The organism is Mesorhizobium sp. LjNodule214 (genome assembly GCF_964252735.1).
Classification (GTDB): domain Bacteria; phylum Pseudomonadota; class Alphaproteobacteria; order Rhizobiales; family Rhizobiaceae; genus Mesorhizobium.
Genome location: NZ_CAXUPE020000002.1, coordinates 873,243 through 891,266, shown reverse-complemented (window position 1 = coordinate 891,266; position 18,024 = coordinate 873,243). Strand labels below are relative to the sequence as shown.

The 18,024-nt window shown below is 61.9% G+C and carries 12 protein-coding genes; 3 read left to right on the top strand and 9 right to left on the bottom strand.

The features are described from left to right. Positions 1–3 precede the first annotated feature (3 nt). The 3 genes from tssM (ACSQ3Z_RS18110) to tagH form a co-directional block, all read right to left on the bottom strand. Positions 4–3,552, bottom strand: a complete 3,549-nt coding sequence (gene tssM / locus ACSQ3Z_RS18110) for a type VI secretion system membrane subunit TssM (protein ID WP_436172681.1) — start codon at positions 3,550–3,552, stop codon at positions 4–6. 25 nt (positions 3,553–3,577) lie between these two features. Further along, positions 3,578–5,080 (bottom strand): type VI secretion system protein TssL, long form, encoded by a 1,503-nt coding sequence (gene tssL / locus ACSQ3Z_RS18105; RefSeq protein ID WP_436172680.1) that lies wholly within the window; start codon positions 5,078–5,080, stop codon positions 3,578–3,580. Between the two features lie 320 nt (positions 5,081–5,400). Beyond that, positions 5,401–6,444: a type VI secretion system-associated FHA domain protein TagH gene (tagH, locus tag ACSQ3Z_RS18100; RefSeq protein WP_436172679.1), complete on the bottom strand. Its 1,044-nt coding sequence runs from the start codon at positions 6,442–6,444 to the stop codon at positions 5,401–5,403. A gap of 405 nt (positions 6,445–6,849) precedes the next feature. On the opposite strand from tagH, the gene ACSQ3Z_RS18095 reads away from it, so the two are divergent. From ACSQ3Z_RS18095 to ACSQ3Z_RS18085, 3 genes are read left to right on the top strand one after another with little or no spacing between them, the layout of a single operon-like run. Further along, positions 6,850–9,177 carry a type VI secretion system Vgr family protein gene (locus ACSQ3Z_RS18095; RefSeq protein ID WP_436172678.1) on the top strand — a complete coding sequence of 776 codons (2,328 nt, stop codon included), beginning with the start codon at positions 6,850–6,852 and terminating at the stop codon, positions 9,175–9,177. Between the two features lie 13 nt (positions 9,178–9,190). Next, positions 9,191–9,613, top strand: coding sequence for a DUF6484 domain-containing protein (locus ACSQ3Z_RS18090; protein ID WP_436172677.1), 423 nt, complete (start codon positions 9,191–9,193; stop codon positions 9,611–9,613). Further along, positions 9,613–9,954 (top strand): hypothetical protein, encoded by a 342-nt coding sequence (locus ACSQ3Z_RS18085; RefSeq protein WP_436172676.1) that lies wholly within the window; start codon positions 9,613–9,615, stop codon positions 9,952–9,954. The genes ACSQ3Z_RS18090 and ACSQ3Z_RS18085 overlap by 1 nt, the downstream gene beginning before the upstream one ends. Here ACSQ3Z_RS18085 and ACSQ3Z_RS18080 read toward each other — a convergent pair whose 3' ends face one another. From ACSQ3Z_RS18080 to tssM (ACSQ3Z_RS18055), 6 genes are read right to left on the bottom strand one after another with little or no spacing between them, the layout of a single operon-like run. Beyond that, on the bottom strand, positions 9,955–10,866 hold the full coding sequence (locus ACSQ3Z_RS18080) for a hypothetical protein (RefSeq protein WP_436172675.1): 912 nt from the start codon (positions 10,864–10,866) through the stop codon (positions 9,955–9,957). Positions 10,867–10,875: 9 nt separating this feature from the next. Beyond that, complete coding sequence (locus tag ACSQ3Z_RS18075) at positions 10,876–11,847, bottom strand: DUF4150 domain-containing protein (RefSeq protein ID WP_436172674.1); 972 nt, start codon at positions 11,845–11,847, stop codon at positions 10,876–10,878. Then, positions 11,847–12,866: a beta-ketoacyl synthase N-terminal-like domain-containing protein gene (locus ACSQ3Z_RS18070; protein WP_436172673.1), complete on the bottom strand. Its 1,020-nt coding sequence runs from the start codon at positions 12,864–12,866 to the stop codon at positions 11,847–11,849. The genes ACSQ3Z_RS18075 and ACSQ3Z_RS18070 overlap by 1 nt, the downstream gene beginning before the upstream one ends. Beyond that, positions 12,863–13,960: a DUF2169 family type VI secretion system accessory protein gene (locus ACSQ3Z_RS18065; RefSeq protein ID WP_436172672.1), complete on the bottom strand. Its 1,098-nt coding sequence runs from the start codon at positions 13,958–13,960 to the stop codon at positions 12,863–12,865. The genes ACSQ3Z_RS18070 and ACSQ3Z_RS18065 overlap by 4 nt, the downstream gene beginning before the upstream one ends. Further along, the gene (gene tagF, locus ACSQ3Z_RS18060; protein WP_436172671.1) at positions 13,960–14,487 is read right to left on the bottom strand and encodes a type VI secretion system-associated protein TagF; all 528 of its coding nucleotides are present in this window, start codon (positions 14,485–14,487) and stop codon (positions 13,960–13,962) included. Before tagF ends, ACSQ3Z_RS18065 begins: the two co-directional genes overlap by 1 nt. Beyond that, a complete protein-coding gene (tssM, locus tag ACSQ3Z_RS18055; protein ID WP_436172670.1) occupies positions 14,484–18,023 on the bottom strand; it encodes a type VI secretion system membrane subunit TssM in 3,540 nt (1,179 codons plus the stop codon). Before tssM (ACSQ3Z_RS18055) ends, tagF begins: the two co-directional genes overlap by 4 nt. Position 18,024: the final 1 nt, after the last annotated feature.

The window sequence follows — 18,024 nt, the reverse complement described above, 5'->3', positions numbered from 1 at the left end:
ATCTCAAAACGCCTTCGGGCAGCTGAACGCGGAAAGGGCGGGAAGAAGGAAGGGGTTGGGGCCCGAGCCGGCCTGCAACGTATAGGCGACATCGCGTCCGCCGATCACGAAGCGCGCCTCCATATTGCCTTCGCTGCCGGTGATGGCCGCCTTGTCCAGCAGCCGCTTCAGCGCCCACGGACCGTCGAACTTGATGGCGGATTCGCGGCCCGGCATTTCCGGCGTGAGGCTGAGGCTGGCGGACGAGGACGCAGTGCCGTTCGGCCAGGCCACCGTGCTCGGCGTGTTGCCCGCCTGGCTGCTCTGGACGGTCTGTCCGTCGACGTCGAGCATCGCCGCATCGGCATCGCCATGCAGTGAAAACGGCGTGAAGGTGATGCTGATCGAGGGCACCGATCCGCCCAGCGGGAAAAAGGCGGTGCGGATTTCCGCTGCCAGCTGGAAGTCCTTCAAGGTCGACTTCGAGAGGTCGCGTCCGAAGCGCGCATCCTGTTTCCAGCTCCAGTCCTGGCCGGTCATGTCGATCAGCGATGCGAGATTCTGCGCGAAGAAGCGGTCCATCACACCGCCCGGCGCGAACAGTTTGGCAAAGTCCGCCATCGCAATGTCCTCGGTGCCATTGCTGGCAAAGGGATAGCGGCCGTTGACGGCCTCCTCGCAGGGCTGCGTGACCGTCTGTTCGAGCGTCTGGTTCAGATTCGCCACCGAGGTCTCGGTAACGTTGCCTTCAAACTCGTCGGCCGTCGCATTGACCATCCGGGCAAGCTGCTTGGGCAGACGCGAGACATTGGCGCGCAGCGTGGCGATCTGCAGCTGCAGGTTCGCGTTGATGCGTTCCGTCTGCGAAGGCACGTCGGCCGCCAGTTTCAGGCTCTGGTGGATGTCGCGGAAATTCTGGGTCAGCGCATCGATCGGGCGGCGCCCGGCAGGGCCGCTCACCAGAGCCTGGAACGACCTGAACTGCGCCTCGATGTTGGCGCCGGGATTCTGGCCCTGTGTACCCGCGGCCCCCGTGCCGGCGCGGCTTTGCGATTTTCCGCTACCGATCTGTAAGCCGATGCGAGACAGGCCCCTGGCGAAATCCGCAGTGTCCTGCGGCTGGTTTCGAGCCGCGCCTGCGTCGGCCTCGCTGCCTGGGTCAGGATCTCGGGTCAGGGCCGTTTCGCCGGCGATCGCGGTAAAAAGCCGATCGATCGGGGAGCCGGACGATGAGGCAGCGGACAGCGCAATATAGTTCGGCTTGTCCTTCAGCATCGCCTTGAATCTCAGTTGGTCGAGAATGGCGTTCCATGCCGCGGCGAATTCCTTGCCGTAGCGGTCGAGCAGTTCGGGGCCGAGCTTGAGCAATTCCTGGTCGATGCCACCCTGCTCGCCGCCGCCACCCAGGACCCACTGGTCGTCGACGAGCATCTGCGCAATGCGCGAGAGCTGCCCGAGGTAGAAGTCGGTGAAGCCGGCATGCGTGTAGAGACCGGGAACGCGAAGATCCGACAGCTCGCTGCCATCGATGCGCTCGAACAGCAGCTGTGCTTCCGGGCCGGCTTTCGCGGCAACGGAAAAATCCTGCAGCGCCGCTGCGTAGATCGCCGATTTGATCAGGGCCGTGGCACGATCGGCAAGGCTCATGCGTCCGAGCGAGCGCTGCGCGGCTTCGACGAGCGGCCGGTTGAGTTCGAAGACAGGATCATAGGCATCGTCCAGCGCAAGCATGGCGCGCAGATGCTTTTCGAGTTGCGCCCGTCCCTCGCGGTTGTTTTCGCCCGGATACCGGTTCTGCTCCCAATCCTGCTTCATCCAGGAAACGATCAGCTCATCGTCGACCTTCGGCGCCCTGCCGCCCAGCATCAGATAGATTTTCAACGGTTCGTAGAGCGCGGCAGGATCGGCCATCTTGGCCTGGATCGTGCGCTCGGCCTGGATGAGCAGCCGCGAGCGGAAGGTTCGTTCCAGCGCCTGCCGGTAGGCTGCCTTTGATGCCGAAAGCAGTCTTTCGCGCTGGCTGAGGCCGAAGGTTTCCTCGACCGGTGCCGGCACGTCACTGGTCTCATACCCTGTAGGCAGGTTGCGCAACTGGTCGAGCGGGCCGATGACGTTTTCGAGGTCGACGTCGGTAACCGTCGTGCTCTTGAGCAGCGCGTCCGCCGTCTGGCGATATTGGCTGATGGCCTGCGCGGTGGAGCCGATCAGCGATCTGTTGGCGGTGAAGCTCAGCGCCAGCGTGCCCAGAACCGCGGCCGCAGTCAGCGCGATCGCGCCAAAGCCGCCATATCTGGCGATCGCCGCGCGTCGCTCCGCCGCCCTGTCGTAGGAGACCCAGCCGGACTCGGCGAAAATGACGCCGGTCAGCAGGTCATGCAGAAAGAAGCTCTTGCCGGTGCCGGAAAGATGCGCCTGCGAGCTGCTGCCGAAACTGCGGCCGATCGTGCCCAGCAGCTGATCGATCGGTGTTCCCTCCTGCGTGCCCGACGAGAAATAGAGGCCGCGCAGGGTGACGTTCACCTGGCTGCGGGCCGGATCGAATATGCCGGTGACAAACCCGGCAATTCGGCTCCTCAGCGCGGCGAATTGCGCCGGAAAGCCGAAGATGGCGATGCGCGCGACCGGATCGGCTTCTTCCTGGAGGCGGTCGGGGATCTCTTCTGCCAGCTGACTTGCCAGGTGGTCGAATTCCGCGGCGGCCTCGCCGGCCATGTTCCTGTTGCGATCCGCGGTCTGGAAAGTCGCGCCCCAGACCTTGCGCCGGCGCGCTTCATCGAAGTCTCCGAAATAGTCCATGAACCCGGAGACAAGGTCGGCCTTGGTGAAAAGCAGATACACCGGAAACTGGATCTTCAGTGTCTCGTAGACTTCGCGCAGACGGCTGCGGATCTCCGTGACATGGGCCTCAAGTTTCTGATCGTCGAGGCTGATGAGATCGGCCAGACTAATTGCCAGGATGACGCCGTTGATCGGTTGCCTTGTGCGGTGTGTCTTGAGCAGCGACAGGAAGGCGAGCCAGCTGCTCTTGTCGCGTTGCGCGTCGGACTCCTGCATCGTGTAGCGCCCGGCGGTGTCGATCAGCACGGCCTCGTCGGTGAACCACCAGTCGCAGGACCGCGTGCCGCCGACGCCGGCCACCGGCTGGGCATCGCCCGAACCGGCAAGCGGAAACTTCAGGCCCGAATTGACCAGCGCCGTGGTCTTGCCTGCGCCTGGCGGGCCGATGACGATGTACCAGGGGATCTCATAGAGAAAATTGCGCTTGCCGCTCGACCGCTTGAGCGTCTCGATCGCCTCGGTCATGCGCGCTTCGAGCACTTGCGAGTCGTCAATCCTGTCGCGGTTGCCGGCAATAGCCGTTTCGAGCGCCTTTTGCGCCTTTCGCCTTCGCCAGAAACGCCAGCCCCAGGAGAGCGCCGCGATTGCCACGATCACGCCGATGATCGTCGCGCGCAGCCAGACAGGACCCAGTGGGCGGGTATCGGCGAAACGGATCAAGGGCCCGGCAAACCACACGGCGGCCGAAAAGCCGGCCAGCGCGAGGATGCTGACTATCCGCAGCAGCCAGCCCATCAGCGGCGCCTCCAGCGCGGCGCGCTCACAGTGTTTCCTCGCGCGGGATCATCACGTCGACACGGCGGTTCCTGGCGCGGCCTTCCGGCGTCGCATTGTCGGCGATCGGCTCGTCTTCGCCCTTGCCGTCGACCGTGATGCGCGAAGCGTCCTTGAATTGCGGTGCGATGATGGTTTCGACGGCCTTCGCCCGGGCGACGGAGAGGTCGAAGTTGGATTTGAACGCGCTCGATTTGCGCGGCTTCACGTTGTCGGTATGGCCGACAATCCTGATTGGTCCCCGTTCGGGATCCAGGGCGGCGGCGATGTCTGCGGCAATCGCCTTGAATTCGGGCTTCACCTCGGCCCTGCCCGGCTGGAACAGCACCAGATTGTTGATTTCGATGACGATGAAGTCGCCCTTCGTGCCGACGCTTAGGCCGCCGCCCTCGACTTCCTTGGCCAGTGCCGAGCGGATGCGGTCGAGTTGGGTGGTGACGACGGGCGGGGCGACTTTCACCGGCTTGGCCAGCGGCGCCACCCTGGCGCGCTCTATGGTGATAGGCGTCGACGGATTGAGTGCCAGCAACTCGCCGGCGAGCGCGTCGCCCTCATTGGTGATGACGACCCGCAAGGCGAAGAATGCCGCCGTCAGCAGTGCAGTCGCGGCGGCGGCAACGGCCCAGAGCGGGAGCCGTGCGGATGGCTGCGCCATCGTCGCCGCCAGGCCTTGCCAATGCGGCGATATATCCTCGCCGTCACGCGGCTTGAAGTAGCGAAGCGTCTCATAGACGTCGCGCCGGACGCGTTCGAGATTGTTGTCCTCGCGCGGCAACCCCCGATACTGGCCCTCGAACCCGAGCGACAGGCAGGCATGCATCAGTTCGAGCAGGTCGTAATGCGTTTCCGGCTTGGCCAGGATCTTGTTCAGCGCCTCGTAGAAGCCGGTACCGGTGGGTTCGACATCGAAGAAACGCGACACCATGCCGTGCCGCGCCCAGGTCTCCTCTTTGGGCCAGGGCAGGTTGCCGACGAGATCGTCGACGGTTTCGCAAAGAGCAAATTTCGCGATCCGCGCATCCTCATCGGCAACGCCGGATTTCTCTATTGTCCGGTCGAACTTTTCAATCGCTTCGGCGATGTGTTCGGCCAGCGGCTCCGCCTGCCTTTCGACCGGGACAAGCCTGAGCTGGCCAAGCAGCATCAGCAAGGGTGCCGCCGCGGCGAGGATCGGGTTTTGGGCCGCATATTTGACGCTGTCGGCGGCATCGATCAGCACAGCCTGCTGCAAGGCAGGTGCAGCCGCGGAAGCGCCTATCGCGCCCGCGGCTCCGGGTGGCGCCCCTTGATAGATAACAGTTCCGGACGTCCAGCCCACCGGCGCATGGCTGCCGACGCCTGGATCGAAGACCGTTGATTGCTTGACCTGCGCCGACCGTTCACTTTCGGGAACAACTTCCTGGGGATCCGGCGCTGGTTTGCGCTCGCGCCGCGGCGCGCGAATGACGGTCTTGCCCGCGGGGCCGAAAGGATCGTCCTTCGAGCTCATTGCCGATCCGCTGCGCGGCACCTGCGTTCGCGCCAGATCGGCGCGAAACGGTCCCTGGTCAGGTGCAGGAAATGCGGCCTCCGCTGACGAGAGCAGTGTCCGGAGGAAGATTGGCTACAGAACGCTATCCCGCCGTAACATGACATTTGCCGCAGACCCCCAGGTCAATCAGCCGTACCCGCTTGGCGAACTGTCGTATGTGATCGTAATCTCAGAGATCGTCGATGGGAAGGACGCAGTAGGCCGAGGAGATTGTTCTTCGCAGGCCTGGCGTCTGGCATGGTTTCCGGGATCTTGCGACAGGGCTGCAAATTGCCGGTCTATTTCTGCTTGTCGGCCTTGGCATAGGCTTCGCTGAAATAGGCCAGGAACACATCCAGCATGCCGTTTTCGTGGGCTTCCTCCATGGTCCGCCATGTCGCGACAAGGGCATCCCAGGCCTGGCTTTTCTTCGAGGTGAACGAGGCAGGCGGCAGCTTCCTGGCCACTGCTTCCGGCGACAAATCGTCAAGCAGCCGGGAGAGCGCCGCCTGCATGGCGGCATAGGTGGCGAATTCATGGGTCTTCAGATCGCGGAAGGCGTCCTCGACGCTATGCCGGGCGTCGAGATAGCCGGCCCTGCGCCGTGCGAACATGATTTCAAGGATGTCGTCGGTTCCAGGCACGAATTTCAGGGGATTGTTGTCCGTGGCGCTGATCATCGTGCGGTGCGTGCTCTTGGCCAGGATTTTCGCGGCCGCACGGGCTTTCAGCAGCATCGCCAGTTCCTCGACCACCGTGCGCAGCACCGCGCCGATCTCGGCGGCAACCTCATGTGGATCACGCGATTGAAGCAAGTCCGGCGAGATGCCGGCCGCGATGGCGATTTCGCGCAGCACCTCGTCTCTCGTCGAGGGGAGGGACACGGGCTGCAGCGACGGTGCTGACACCGGCGCTCGCTCCGCCGGGGTGAAAGAAGGCCTGTCCGCGAAATCCAGCGGCCGGCCTGTTGGGCTCGGCATTTCCCGTTGCGTCGAGCCATGGCCTTGAGGATGACCGGGCGCGGCGCGCTCGTCGTCGATCGATACGAAGATGACATAGCGGCCGATCAGCAGCCGATCGCCATGACCGAGCCGATGCGGGCCGGCCATGCGTTGGCTCGATCCGTTGATGAAGGTCCCGTTGCGCGAGACATCGTAAAGCCAGAACGCACCTGCCTGGTAGCGCACCTCGCAGTGCCGGCCGGAGATGAACTTGTCCGGGTCGGACAAGGTCCAGTCGCAATTTTCGCGGCCGATCTCAAAACTGCGATCGCGGGCAGCGTAGCCGGTCGAAATGTCGGCGGGCAAGGCGTCGACGTTGTTGATCTGGAGACTGATGAACATCCGAACTAGCCGCAGACCGCTGATTGATACTTCGCCATTCTAGAGCAATTCCAGGAAAAGTGCGTAGCGGTTTCCGTTCGGAATTGCGTCAAAACAAAGAGTTAGAGCGGGTCGGCGATTCCATCAAACGCCGAACCGCTCTAGCAGCTTGTGAGCATGGCGGGACAGCCGCGTTTCAGTCCGGTCGATCGCCGGGCCTGTTTATAAACCCTGGGCGGCGGCTTCACACGGGATTAAGGGTAAGGTTCGGCTGCCGCTTGTTCTTTTTGGCCGGCGGGAAAACATATGCTAGGCTGAACAAGGCCTTGTGTGGCGGCCCAAGAAGCTTCCGAACGTGATGCGCTTAACATAGCGGGAACTTCAAATCCTTCACACTGGCGGCCGCGTCCTGGAGGGGCACGACCCATGCCGAACGAACGTGCCACGGTTGTGCAGACGCCGGTTGGCGCCGAACTGTTGACGTTTACCCATCTTGTCGGGCGCGACGAGATCAGCCGCTGTTTCGCCTATACGGTGGGTTTCGTCAGCACCAGCCACGATGTCGACCCATTGAAAATGCTGGGAGGCGCCGTTTCGGTCGAAGGCGAATCCGATCCGAAACGCTGGTTCAGCGGGCTGATTTCCGAGTTTCGGCTGACCCGCATCGAGGACCGGCTGGCCTATTATGAAGCGGTCGTCAGGCCGTGGTTCTGGTTTCTCGGCAACACCACGGATTGCCGTATTTTCCAGAAGAAAAGCGTCCCCGACATCGTCAAGGAGGTCTTCAACGAATCCGGCATCGCGGATTTCAGTCTGCGCCTGCAAGGGTCCTATCCGCCGCGCGAATATTGCGTGCAATATGACGAGACCGATCTGGATTTCGTGCAGCGGCTGCTCGAGCATGAAGGCATCCTGTATTTCTTCGAGCATGACGACGGCAAGCATACGCTTGTGCTCACCGATGCGATGAGCAAGTTGAAACCGGCGCCGGGCTACGAGAAAGTGCCGTATCATTTCGAAGGCCAGGGCTCGCGGCGCGACGTCGAATACATCACCGATTGGATTCCGGGCAGTTCGGTGCGGCCGGGCGCCTACGTCCACACCGACTATGATTTTGAGAAGCCGGGCGCCAGCCTCATGGCCAAGTCCGCCCAGCCGTTCGGTCACAAGCAGGCCGCGGGCGAGAATTACCGCAACCCCGGTGCGCATCTCGAATTGGGGCGGGGCGACAAGCTGGCTGCGATCCGGCGCGAGGAAATCCAGGCCGTTCACCAGCGCATTTCGGCAGTCGGAACGGTGCGCGGTCTGTTTTCAGGCTGCACGTTCAACCTGGAAGGCTTTCCGCGCGAGGACCAGAACCAGGAATATCTGGTGGTCAGCGCCGAATACAGGCTGTTCGACCCCGGCTACAGGGCTCTTGCCGACGTCGGCAGCGAGAACTTCAAGGTGGTGCTCGGCGTGGCGCCGACCGCCGTGCCTTATCGCCCGCCACGCATAACGCCGCGGCCGATCATGCGCGGGCCGCAGACGGCGACGGTGGTCGGCCCGTCGGGCCAAGAAATCTTCACCGACAAATATGCAAGGGTGAAGGTGCAGTTCCACTGGGACCGCCTCGGCAAGAAGGACGAGAACAGCTCGTGCTTCGTACGGGTTTCGCAGACCTGGGCCGGCAGCAACTGGGGCTTCATCCAGATACCGCGCATCGGCCAGGAGGTCATCGTCGACTTCATCGAGGGCGACCCCGACCTGCCGATCATCACCGGCCGGGTCTACAACGCCTCGCAGATGCCGCCTTACGGCCTGCCGGGCAACGCGACGCAATCCGGCTGGAAGTCGGACTCCTCACTCGGTGGCGGCGGCTACAACGAGCTGATGTTCGAGGACAAGGCCGGCTCCGAACTGGTCAACTTCCAGGCGCAGAAGGACCACAAGCTCCTCATCAAGAACGACCGCACCAAGCTGGTGCAGCACGACCAGTCGGATCGCATCGACCACGACGCCAAGCACTCCGTCGGCCACAACCTCGACGAGGACGTCGGCAACAACAAGACGGTCAAGGTCGGCGTCGACCAGACCACGAACATCGGCAACAACGACACCGAGACGGTGGGCGTGAACCGTTCGCTGACGGTGGGCTCGAACGAGACAATCGGCATTGGATCGAACTCGACTGAAACCATTGGCATCGCGCACACGCAAACGGTGGGAGCGGTACAAACGATCACTGTCGGAGCGGCTAGGGTTGACAGTGTCGGGGCATCCGAAACCCGAAGCGTCGGCGGACCGCAAACGAATACGATCGGTGCCTCGCGCTCGGTGACGGTGGGAGCAGCGCAGAGCCACGACATCGGGGCAGCGGATAGTTGGAACATCGCGGCGGCGCAGAGCGTGCAGATAGGTGCCGGCCAGACGATCAAGATCGCCAAGGATCAGGGTAGCGATATTGGTGCGGGGCGCTCGGCCAAGATCGCCAAGGATGACGTGACTGAGGTTGGTGGCAATCGTGCACTCAAGATTGCCAAGAAGAGTTTGGTGGAAATTGGCGAGGATGGCGGGATCAAAGTCGGCAAGACTTTGTCGATCGAGGCTGGCGACGCAATCGTTATCAAATGCGGATCGGCTGCGATCGGCATGAAGAAGGATGGGACGATCACCATAGAGGGAAAAGACATTACCATCATCGGATCAGGTGAAGTCGAGGTAAAGGCGTCGAAGAATATCACCATGAAGGGCAGCAAGATTAATCAGAACTAAGAGACGGTGCAGAATGGCTAGGACGGTAGCGAAAATTGAAGGCGTCGTAATCGGGATATTTCTAGGATTTGATGAAGGCGCCCCGCTGGTCGTTTTTCCCGGCAACCCGGAGCTGACAGCCCTTCCGGCGCGCAGCCTCACTGAACTGACATCTTCCATGATCGGCTCGGAAATCGCGCTGCTGTTCCAGGGAGGCGACCCACGAATGCCCTTGATCGTCGGGCGTATTGTCGATCCTGTCCGCAAATCGTCTGGGCGGGTCATTCGGGACGGTGAAAGTGTGCACATCAATGCCGACGAACGGCTTGAGCTGCGTTGTGGCAAGGCTTCCATTGTCATGGAAAAGGACGGTCACATAACGATTCGCGGTACCTACCTTGTCAGTCACGCAAGTGCATCGAACCGCATTCGTGGCGGTTCGATCAATTTGAACTAATGCCCGTTCCGGTGCTTCGCGAGATCGTGCGCCAGCACGCGGAGATGGCCGCCTTCCTTTGGACCGTCTATGATTACCATTTGCTTCATCCGGAAGAGAATCCCGACATGGATGAAGATCGCTTGGCGCGATTGATCGAGCGGCTGGAGGCGCACCTGGACGGCTTACGCGTCGCGGGAGATTTTGGTCGCGAGATAGCTGAAGAGCGATTGGCCGAATATCCCGAGGCAGGCGAATTGTTTGTCGTCAGGATGCTTCAGCCCACGGTTCAACCGATTGCTGTCACCCAGCTCGACATTGTGACGGTGCGGAAATATTTGGCGGCCAATCTGCCGCGTTAATTACTGGATCAATCGAAGGTCGGTGCCGTCGTAATCAAGTTGTAGCGAGTTCCATTTCTTGCCGTCGAAGCGCCAGGCAATGCCGCCTCCGACAAGATAAAGATATTCGGCGTCCGAACGCATATCCCAGCCAGTACCGGCCGGGTGGAATTGGACGAGCTGGTTGCCTTGCTCTCGGTAGATGCCAAACTCGCTGTCACCCCAATATATCTCACCCTGAAACTCGTGAACGCAGAAAAATCTGCTCTTCGGTGCCTCTAATTCAATCATCTCCTCGTTTACCACGCGGATACATGTCCCATCGTTCCCGCAGGCACGAACAACGCCGTCCGGCGTTACGAAAACGCCCCAAAGATCGTTTTCGATGGGCAGATCGATTGCCTGCCATCTGTCTTCAGTCAGCCGCTGCAGGGTTCCAGCCTGCCCTACGCAGTGGATGAGGTCACGCCGTGGTCCGTGAACGTCACGCAAGCGATGCGGGCGATCGGGTTTCAAGGCCGACCAGGCATTTCCGTCAAACGCCCACGACTGCCCTTTGTCTCCAACCAGGAGAGTGAGACCGTCATCGTAGGACCACACGCGTTGCATCAAATTCTTTGCAACCTTCGTCGAAATCCAGCCGCCATTGCGGTAACGCCAGACCACCCTTCCCACCTCAAGGGCAAAAAGGTTGGCGAGGCTTGGGGAGGTGAGGGATGCAAGCCAGTCGGCCACTTTGAAGGTTTGGCTCTGTGTTCCGGGGGCGAAACTACTCATTTCGAAAACGACGGAATAGGCAACGTCATGATCCTGCGTCCCCAGTTCGAAGAGTAGGGCGCAGTGGTCACGTCCAAATGGAACAATCTGCATACATTGCGCGTGGTAGCGCGGATCCCGTAGGATCAGTTCAATGTCGTCGGTGAATTTGCTCACGGGTAACTCCTACCGGGTCATGGCTCTAACGTCTTTGATGCTCACGGGCGGCTTGCCGGTTGCTTTTCTGTGCTCATTGATTTTTTCCTGAATGTGAGCAAGGAAAACTGCGACCAAACAGGCTGCTACTCTTGCTTTCTCCGCAGCGGATTTGCCGGCCATATTCTCATGGTTTTCCGCCGACGCCTCTGCGCAGGTGTCCGTGAATTCACCTAAGTTTGGATCATCATTTTTCAGGCTGTCACGACAGACCTTACTCTTGTCGTAGTGGTCCGTTCCGGTGGTCTGGCCATTTCTGATGCCACTGGGTTTGCTGTCGCCCTTGGTCCATTTGGAGTGCATGCACAGGCAGGGCGCGTCGTCGCATTTATAGTTTTTAAACTTGGCCTTGGTTTTGTTGCGATTGCCCGAGACCGCCATGAATTGATTTTCCACATAGTGCTCCGACCATTCCCCTTTCTTGCTATCACATGGGCTGTCGCCATGGCGGTGAAGAACCATGTCGTTTCGGGTCAGGATCGTCTTGCATGAGACGCCATCCACTTCCCACTGCGCCGCATGCACCATGGGTGGGGTGTTTGCTTGCGGGGAAGCGTGGTTGTTCGTCGCAAGATCCGTATGGCGAACAACTGGTTCGCCATCGAATTTCACGTCGCTTGACCAGGAATTGAAGTACTCCTTGCCGGTATTCTTGGAAGTTATGACGCCCTTCTTTGCAGCGCATCCAGCCTCCGTGCCCGATGTCTTGGCCAGGAAGGATTGGTTCTTGATGTTGACGGTCTTGTTGGCGATTTTGACCGTACCTGTTCCTTTGTCGGTGTCCGACGCGAAGCCAAAACTCGGGTAAGGGACCGGTACGCCCGGCGGCGTAGCGGGATTTTCTGGTGGAGTGAAGCAGACGTCCGGAAACGCCCCCAAAGTCTTTGCGTCGACGGCTTTGCCGGAGATTTCCAGACTATTGGCAAAAACGTTCGTCGACATCAGCTTGCAACCGCGAAAATGGCGGCGCCGCAAGCGCCACCGTCGCTGGAAGCCTCGATAAGAACTGGATTGCCCTTGTCATAACCTTTCCGGACTGCAGTCCATGCCATTCCCATCATCATTGGCACGACCGCCGCGCCTACATTGCCGACAAATTCGGTTGGCGACCATAGATCCTGGAAGGCATCGCGCCCTCGGATCAGTCGCAACGACGCCAATGCGGTCTGCTTGAACCAGTATTGCTCGCCAACGAGATCGGAGATCCGGTAGCCAAGCCTGTTCATTTCGATGCCCGTCTGGTCCAGCGCGGCGCGGTAGGCAGTCGTCATGCCGTCGCCTCGAAGAGGACGATCTTCCTTGTTATAAATTGTGGCAAGCTCACGGGCCAAACCGAGCCCAGTCAAGCGTAGCGTCCTGTTGCTGCGTTGCGACAACAAGACTGCCGCAGCTGCTTCGCCTGGGATGAAGCCGTTTGGATTTTGCGGCGCAAGGACGCGGTTCTCGCCGATGTAGTGGCGGATGGTCTCGGAGGTTAGGTAGCTGTCGACGCCCACGATCATGATATAGGGCGTTTCGCCCGATGCGATGAGGCGTCTTGCTTGCTCGAGAGCGACATGGCCGGAGGGGCGACCGTGCGCAACGACCCTGGAACGCGAATAGGCCTCGATTTCCACGATATCAGCGATGCGTCGCAACAGATTGGAGGCATTGCGGACTGGATTACCTGGCCGACCTTCTTCACCGATGCACAGGATCAGCGCCGTTTGACCGCGCGCCTCAGGAGCCTTGCTGAACGCTTCGACGATGGCCCCCGATGCAAGATGTGCGATGCGCTTCTCCGCGATCCAGGTTCGCGGCAACGGCACTGGTGCGCCGATCAGCCAGCCGCCACGCGGACCACGAAACCGTGTCTCTTGGAACCCGTCTAGTTTGGCACGCATAGCAGCACACGACGATGGGGCGTCGAGCCCCACGGCCGTAACCATGCCGATCGAGACGATTTCAACCGACCCGGTCATGCGTTGCTATCCGTAGGTATTTTCAGGTTGGCGCGGATGTATTCCTTGCCTCTGTCCATCGCGCGCAACATCGACTCGCTCGGCGGGCCGACCCAGCACTCGGTAAACTCCAGGATCGTCCGCTGGATCCGATGCGAGATACGCCAGACCAATGAAAGCCGCCGGTTCTCCGCATCGACAAGGATCGTATCCGGCAACACACTTCCATCGAACACCCGATGCTGCTGTTTGAATAGCGTCATTGAGAGCCCAGTCGAAGGCAGACGAAAGCCCAGCCGACCTTCCGGTGTAAGATTGATGAGTTGCACGTCTTCGCCGCCTCGGGGCAGGTCGATCTGCTGGTCGGCCGGCGCCATCTGGAAATAGCGCTCGTCGAAGTCTGGCGGCAGGAACGGAAAGATATTGGCCACCCAGTTGTCGTCGTAGGTGCCGCCATATTCGATGCGGCCTGGCCAGCCGCGGCCCATCGGGCCGAAACTCATGGGCTTGTAATCGCCAAAGGGCGAGCGAATGTCCTCGCCGACCGCTTGCGTATTCGGCAGCCGCAAGCCGGGAATGAGGCGCTGGTTCTTCGTGCGTGACCAGCCGGTTCCGACCGGGTTGTATTTGTAGCTGGCGGGTAGTTTGTCCTCCGGGTCCAGCCTGTCAACGCCGCCCCAGGCAACGTCGTAGGAGATCGGCAGTTTCAGGAAGGGTTGCGGCGCGGTCGCAGTAAAGACCGGGCCGATGGAGCGCCATTCGCGGTGGCCGACAACCTCGAAGAGCTTCGACCAATTGCCCACCTTGATGCCGACCGGCACGCGCTCGGCTGGCCTGCCGTTTGGCGCATAGGCGCAGCCGTTGGCAATCACATCGCAGCGCGGCTTGCGAAAGGCGAAATCAGTCTCCCAATGCGTCGCCGAATAGCCGGGCTCGCCGGTCTGCGTGTCGGCCATGACCAGCGGCACTTGTTCCGCCGATTTCTGCACCAGGCCGCCTGGCGTCGAGGGGAAATCGAATGTGCCCTTCACCACCACGACGATCCACTCATGGCCGGCCTTGTCCATGCCCATGGTGAATTCGTGCGGATACCCCATCTGGTTCCAGATCTGCATCAGCTGGTCTCCAAGCTGGCGGTGAAGATCTGCTCCAGCGTCGCTTCTGGCGACAGCGGGTCGATGTCGAAGATGTCTGAGCGGCTGGTCCACATCACCAGGTCGGCGACGATCTCGTCGCCTGCCTCGACAGGCGGCACCGGCAGTACGGACAGTGCGGCATCCAGTTCGTCGGGCGTCAGCTCGCCCTGTTGGGCAGCGGCGGCCGTTTCCTCGATCGTGGCGAACCATGCATCGGCATGAGCCAGTTGCAAGGAAGCTTCGGAAAGCTGCGCGACAACACTCAAAGGGAATTGCCTGCCGACCTTGTCGGCGCTCTGCAAGACAATGCCCACCGATGCGCCGAAGGAAGCAGGGCCGGCCAGAAAGCGCAGCGCGGTGTTGCGCGGCCAAGTCTCCGAACCGAACAACGGGACGAGATGCTGCGCCAGCCAGCGGTCCCACACGCGAACAAAATCCCCCGTCAGCCGCCGCGACACGAAATCGCCGGTGGCGGGCATTTTGCCGTAGAAGCCAGGCAGGATCATATCTGTGGCGGACATGTGAATTTCTTGAACATTTCCAGGTTGTAGGGGTTCTCGACGCTGGCCGCCTTGAGCTCGAAATCGGCGTACATGCCTTTCGTGCCGAGCCGCAGGCTGTAGACGTCGGAGAGCGAGGTTCCGGTGAAACGACCGCCCTTCAACATCCTCAGCCAGGCCCAGCTGCCGGTCTCGTTGAGCATGATTTCGGGTGAGCCATCGATCGGCTGGAAGGCGAGCGAGATCACCCCGGTGCCGTCCTTGCCGGGCCAGGTCATCGGTTGGGGGCGCGTCGCATTGTTGTAGTAGACGAGGCTCTGGCCATCGAGATTGAGTGTCACGCGCGTGACGTTGGGAGACAGGTCCTTCGGTTCGAGCGTGAAGCTCATCACCGGGCCCGTGCCGCCAGGGAAAAGGTCGTCGCGGATGCGCCTTGCCTGTTCGAATGCCGCCAGCGCCGCAGGGTCGAGGCCGAAGTCGGCGCGCCATTTCCATGGCTGGCTGGCAGTGTCGACATAGCTGATCAAATGGTCGTTGGTGAAGGCGTCGATCAGGCCGGCCGGCCCGAACAGGCGGGCGAAATCGCGGACATTGACGTCCACCGCGCTCTCCGGGCTGAAGGGATAGCGGTCGTTGAGCGCCGCCTGGCAGAACGGCAGGATGTCGGCGCGCCAGATGGCGTTGAGCTCCGAGGTGACCGCCTTCTGCGTCAGGCCGCTGGTGTCGCCGGCGATGCCGCCGAGCCAGTCGTCGATCGGATCGGGCAGGATCTGCGCCTGCCTGGCGACCGCTCCTGTCAATTCGGCGAGCCCACCCTGCTTTTTGATCGCATCCTGCGGGTCCGGATTGGCGGTGACCGTCTGCAGCACGTTGGACAGTGCCGTCAGCGCCACCACGGCGGCGTCGAGTGCCGGCGGCTGGCCGTCGACCTCGGCGATCGCACCCTTGAGCGGCTTGAAGTGTTCGGCCACCAGGCTGCCGGTCAGGTCCACCTGGTCGGCGGAGCCGGCGCGCGGCAGCAGCTTTGCGCCTGTCTTGACGACTTTGCCGAGCTTGCCAAGCTTGCTGAGCAGTTTCGACCCTCCCTTCGCGGCGGCCTTGTTATCTCCCGCAGGCGCCTCATCCGACCGGGTCAACTCGGTCTCTTGCATCACCGCCGTCAGCAGCCGCTTCAGCGCGGAGTCGGCGCTCGAAAGGTCCTTCAGGTTTTCGCTGGCGACATTCAGGTCGCCCAGAGGTGCCAGCCTCATGTCGCGCAGGAAACTGTCCCATTGCGCGATGTAGTCGTCGTAGTAGAGCTTGAGAATGTCCTCCGACAGTGCCGAGACCGAGGTCTCGGAATTCTCCGAGCAGCCGCCGGCGAACACCGCGCGATCGAGCGCCGCCTGTGCCGCCACATCTTCGACCCGGTCGAGAACGGCATCGTGGAAGCCGGCATAGGTGAAGGCGCCGGAAACGCCGACGCGAAGCGTCTTGTCGGAACGGCGGGCAAAGACCTTGGCGCCGTTGGGACCGGCGAAGTTGGCGGGGATCCATTCCTTGACCGCGGCCACTTCCGGGTCGGCCAGCAACTGCTTGTAGGCGCGCTGCGGCAATGAAATCGTGCACACCGTCTTCAGCGCTTCGGCGACCAGAGCCTTGTCGGGCGCTATGTAGTTGTCGTCGACCGCCATGCGGCGGATCGCGGCAAGCTGATGCTCCTCCGCATCAGTGGTCGGAAAGGGCGGCGCGGGCGCGAACTCGGGCAGGCTGTTCACCCACCAGTTCTGCGCGAAGTCGGCGTCCATCTGCGACAGGCCGGTCATCATACGATAGGTCTTCAGCGCGCCGAGCATGAAATCCGGATCGCGGATCTGCCGCCACATCGTCGCCTCGAGCAGCGCCACCATATGCGGCTCCAGCACGTTGCGCAGCGCGTGGTCGTAAGTGTCGTCCTGGGCCCGCACCAGTTCCGCCGAGGCCGAAGGGCCAAGCAGATCCTGGACTGCATCCGGCGGCGCCGTGCGCGCGGTCGCGACCTCATCCATGGCGCCGAGGGCACCGTCGATGGCGGGCTGTTCCACCGACGGCGGGTTTGCGCCGGCCGTGGTCAGCGGCGCCTGCAGCGCCTCGAACTGGCCGGCCTGGGCCGTGATCGCATTGCGGTTGTCAAAGTAGGACCAGGTGAACAGCCCGCCGGCAAGCAAGGCCGCCGCCGTACACGCGGCGGCGGCGCCGCGCCAGATCCAGGTGCGGCGGCGCTGCGCCAGCGGGTCGAAGGTACCGAGACCGGCCTCCTTGAAGATGACCTCGGTCAAAAGGTTCTTCAGGAAGAAGCTGCGTTTTTCGACCCTTGGCGCGGGCATGGCGCGTCGCGGCGGCAGACCGAACGAGGACGACAATGCCGCGGTCAGCCGGTCGATGGGTGCGCCTTCCTGGGTCGCCGACGTAAGATAGAGGCCGCGCAGCCAGGCGGCTTCTTCGTAGCGGCTTTCGCCGAACATCGCCTCGATCAGCACCTGGATCGGTTCGGAGAGGCTGGCAAGCTGGGCGGGAAAGCGGAAGATCTCGGCGCGCGAGGCGAGCTTGTCCTCGTCCTCCAGGCGCGGCACCAGCCGCCGCTCGAGTTCGGCCGCGAGCGTCGTGATTTCCCGTTCGATCATCTTGGCGTCGACGCGTGCATCGAGCGCGAAGGTCGTCCCCCACACCTGCTCGCGCGAGGCCGTCGACAGGCCGCCGAAGAAAGGCTCGAAGCCCTTGATCAGGTCGGCCTTGGTCAGCATCAGATAGACCGGCAGCCGGATCTCGAGCCGGTCGTTGAGTTCGGCAAGCCGGCGCCGGATCTTGCGGCCATGTGCCTTGATGGCTTCGTCGCCCTCGGAAAGCGTGTCGATCGACAGTGCGACGATGACACCGTTCAGCGCGCGACGGCCACGGTGCTTCTTCAGCAGGTCGAGGAAGCCCAGCCATTCCGTCGCATCGACGTCGGGCTGGCTTTCCTGCTGGACATAGCGGCCGGCGGTGTCGATCAGAACCGCGTTCTCCGAGAAGAACCAGTCGCAATTGCGGGTGCCGCCAACGCCTTGCAAATCATCGGTCAGGTCGATCGGAAAGGTGAGCCCAGACTGCCTGAGCGCCGTGGTCTTGCCGGTGGCCGGCGGCCCGACGATCACATACCACGGCATCTCGCGCAGGAACTTGCGCCCGCCCAGCTTGCGCCGCTTCAGCTCGGCCATCACCTCGGCGAACTTGGCGCCGACGGCGGCGACGTTTTCTTCGCCGGGGCTGAGCGGCTTTTCCACCACGGGCGCCGCGATCTCGGCGACGAACAGACGATTGGCGCGGATGGCGCGGCGCTGGGCAACGATCAGCCAGATCAGCCAGAAGATGACCAGCAGCGCGATGATGACGATGCGGACATTGTCTGAGGCGAACGGCTCATAGGCGCCGACCTTGACGATCGGGCCGAACACCCAGATCACCAGCGAAAGCAGCGTGATGCCGATCAGCGTCCACAGCCAGCGCGATGTCAGGACCGCCCAGAGGAAGCGCAGGATGAACATG

Coding starts and splice junctions, on each gene's coding strand:
- tssM (WP_436172681.1), bottom strand. CDS start 3,552: ATGGGCTGGCTGCTGCGGATAGTCAGCATCCTCGCGCTGGCCGGCTTT.
- tssL (WP_436172680.1), bottom strand. CDS start 5,080: ATGAGCTCGAAGGACGATCCTTTCGGCCCCGCGGGCAAGACCGTCATT.
- tagH (WP_436172679.1), bottom strand. CDS start 6,444: ATGTTCATCAGTCTCCAGATCAACAACGTCGACGCCTTGCCCGCCGAC.
- ACSQ3Z_RS18095 (WP_436172678.1), top strand. CDS start 6,850: ATGCCGAACGAACGTGCCACGGTTGTGCAGACGCCGGTTGGCGCCGAA.
- ACSQ3Z_RS18090 (WP_436172677.1), top strand. CDS start 9,191: ATGGCTAGGACGGTAGCGAAAATTGAAGGCGTCGTAATCGGGATATTT.
- ACSQ3Z_RS18085 (WP_436172676.1), top strand. CDS start 9,613: ATGCCCGTTCCGGTGCTTCGCGAGATCGTGCGCCAGCACGCGGAGATG.
- ACSQ3Z_RS18075 (WP_436172674.1), bottom strand. CDS start 11,847: ATGTCGACGAACGTTTTTGCCAATAGTCTGGAAATCTCCGGCAAAGCC.
- ACSQ3Z_RS18070 (WP_436172673.1), bottom strand. CDS start 12,866: ATGACCGGGTCGGTTGAAATCGTCTCGATCGGCATGGTTACGGCCGTG.
- ACSQ3Z_RS18065 (WP_436172672.1), bottom strand. CDS start 13,960: ATGCAGATCTGGAACCAGATGGGGTATCCGCACGAATTCACCATGGGC.
- tagF (WP_436172671.1), bottom strand. CDS start 14,487: ATGATCCTGCCTGGCTTCTACGGCAAAATGCCCGCCACCGGCGATTTC.
- tssM (WP_436172670.1), bottom strand. CDS start 18,023: ATGTTCATCCTGCGCTTCCTCTGGGCGGTCCTGACATCGCGCTGGCTG.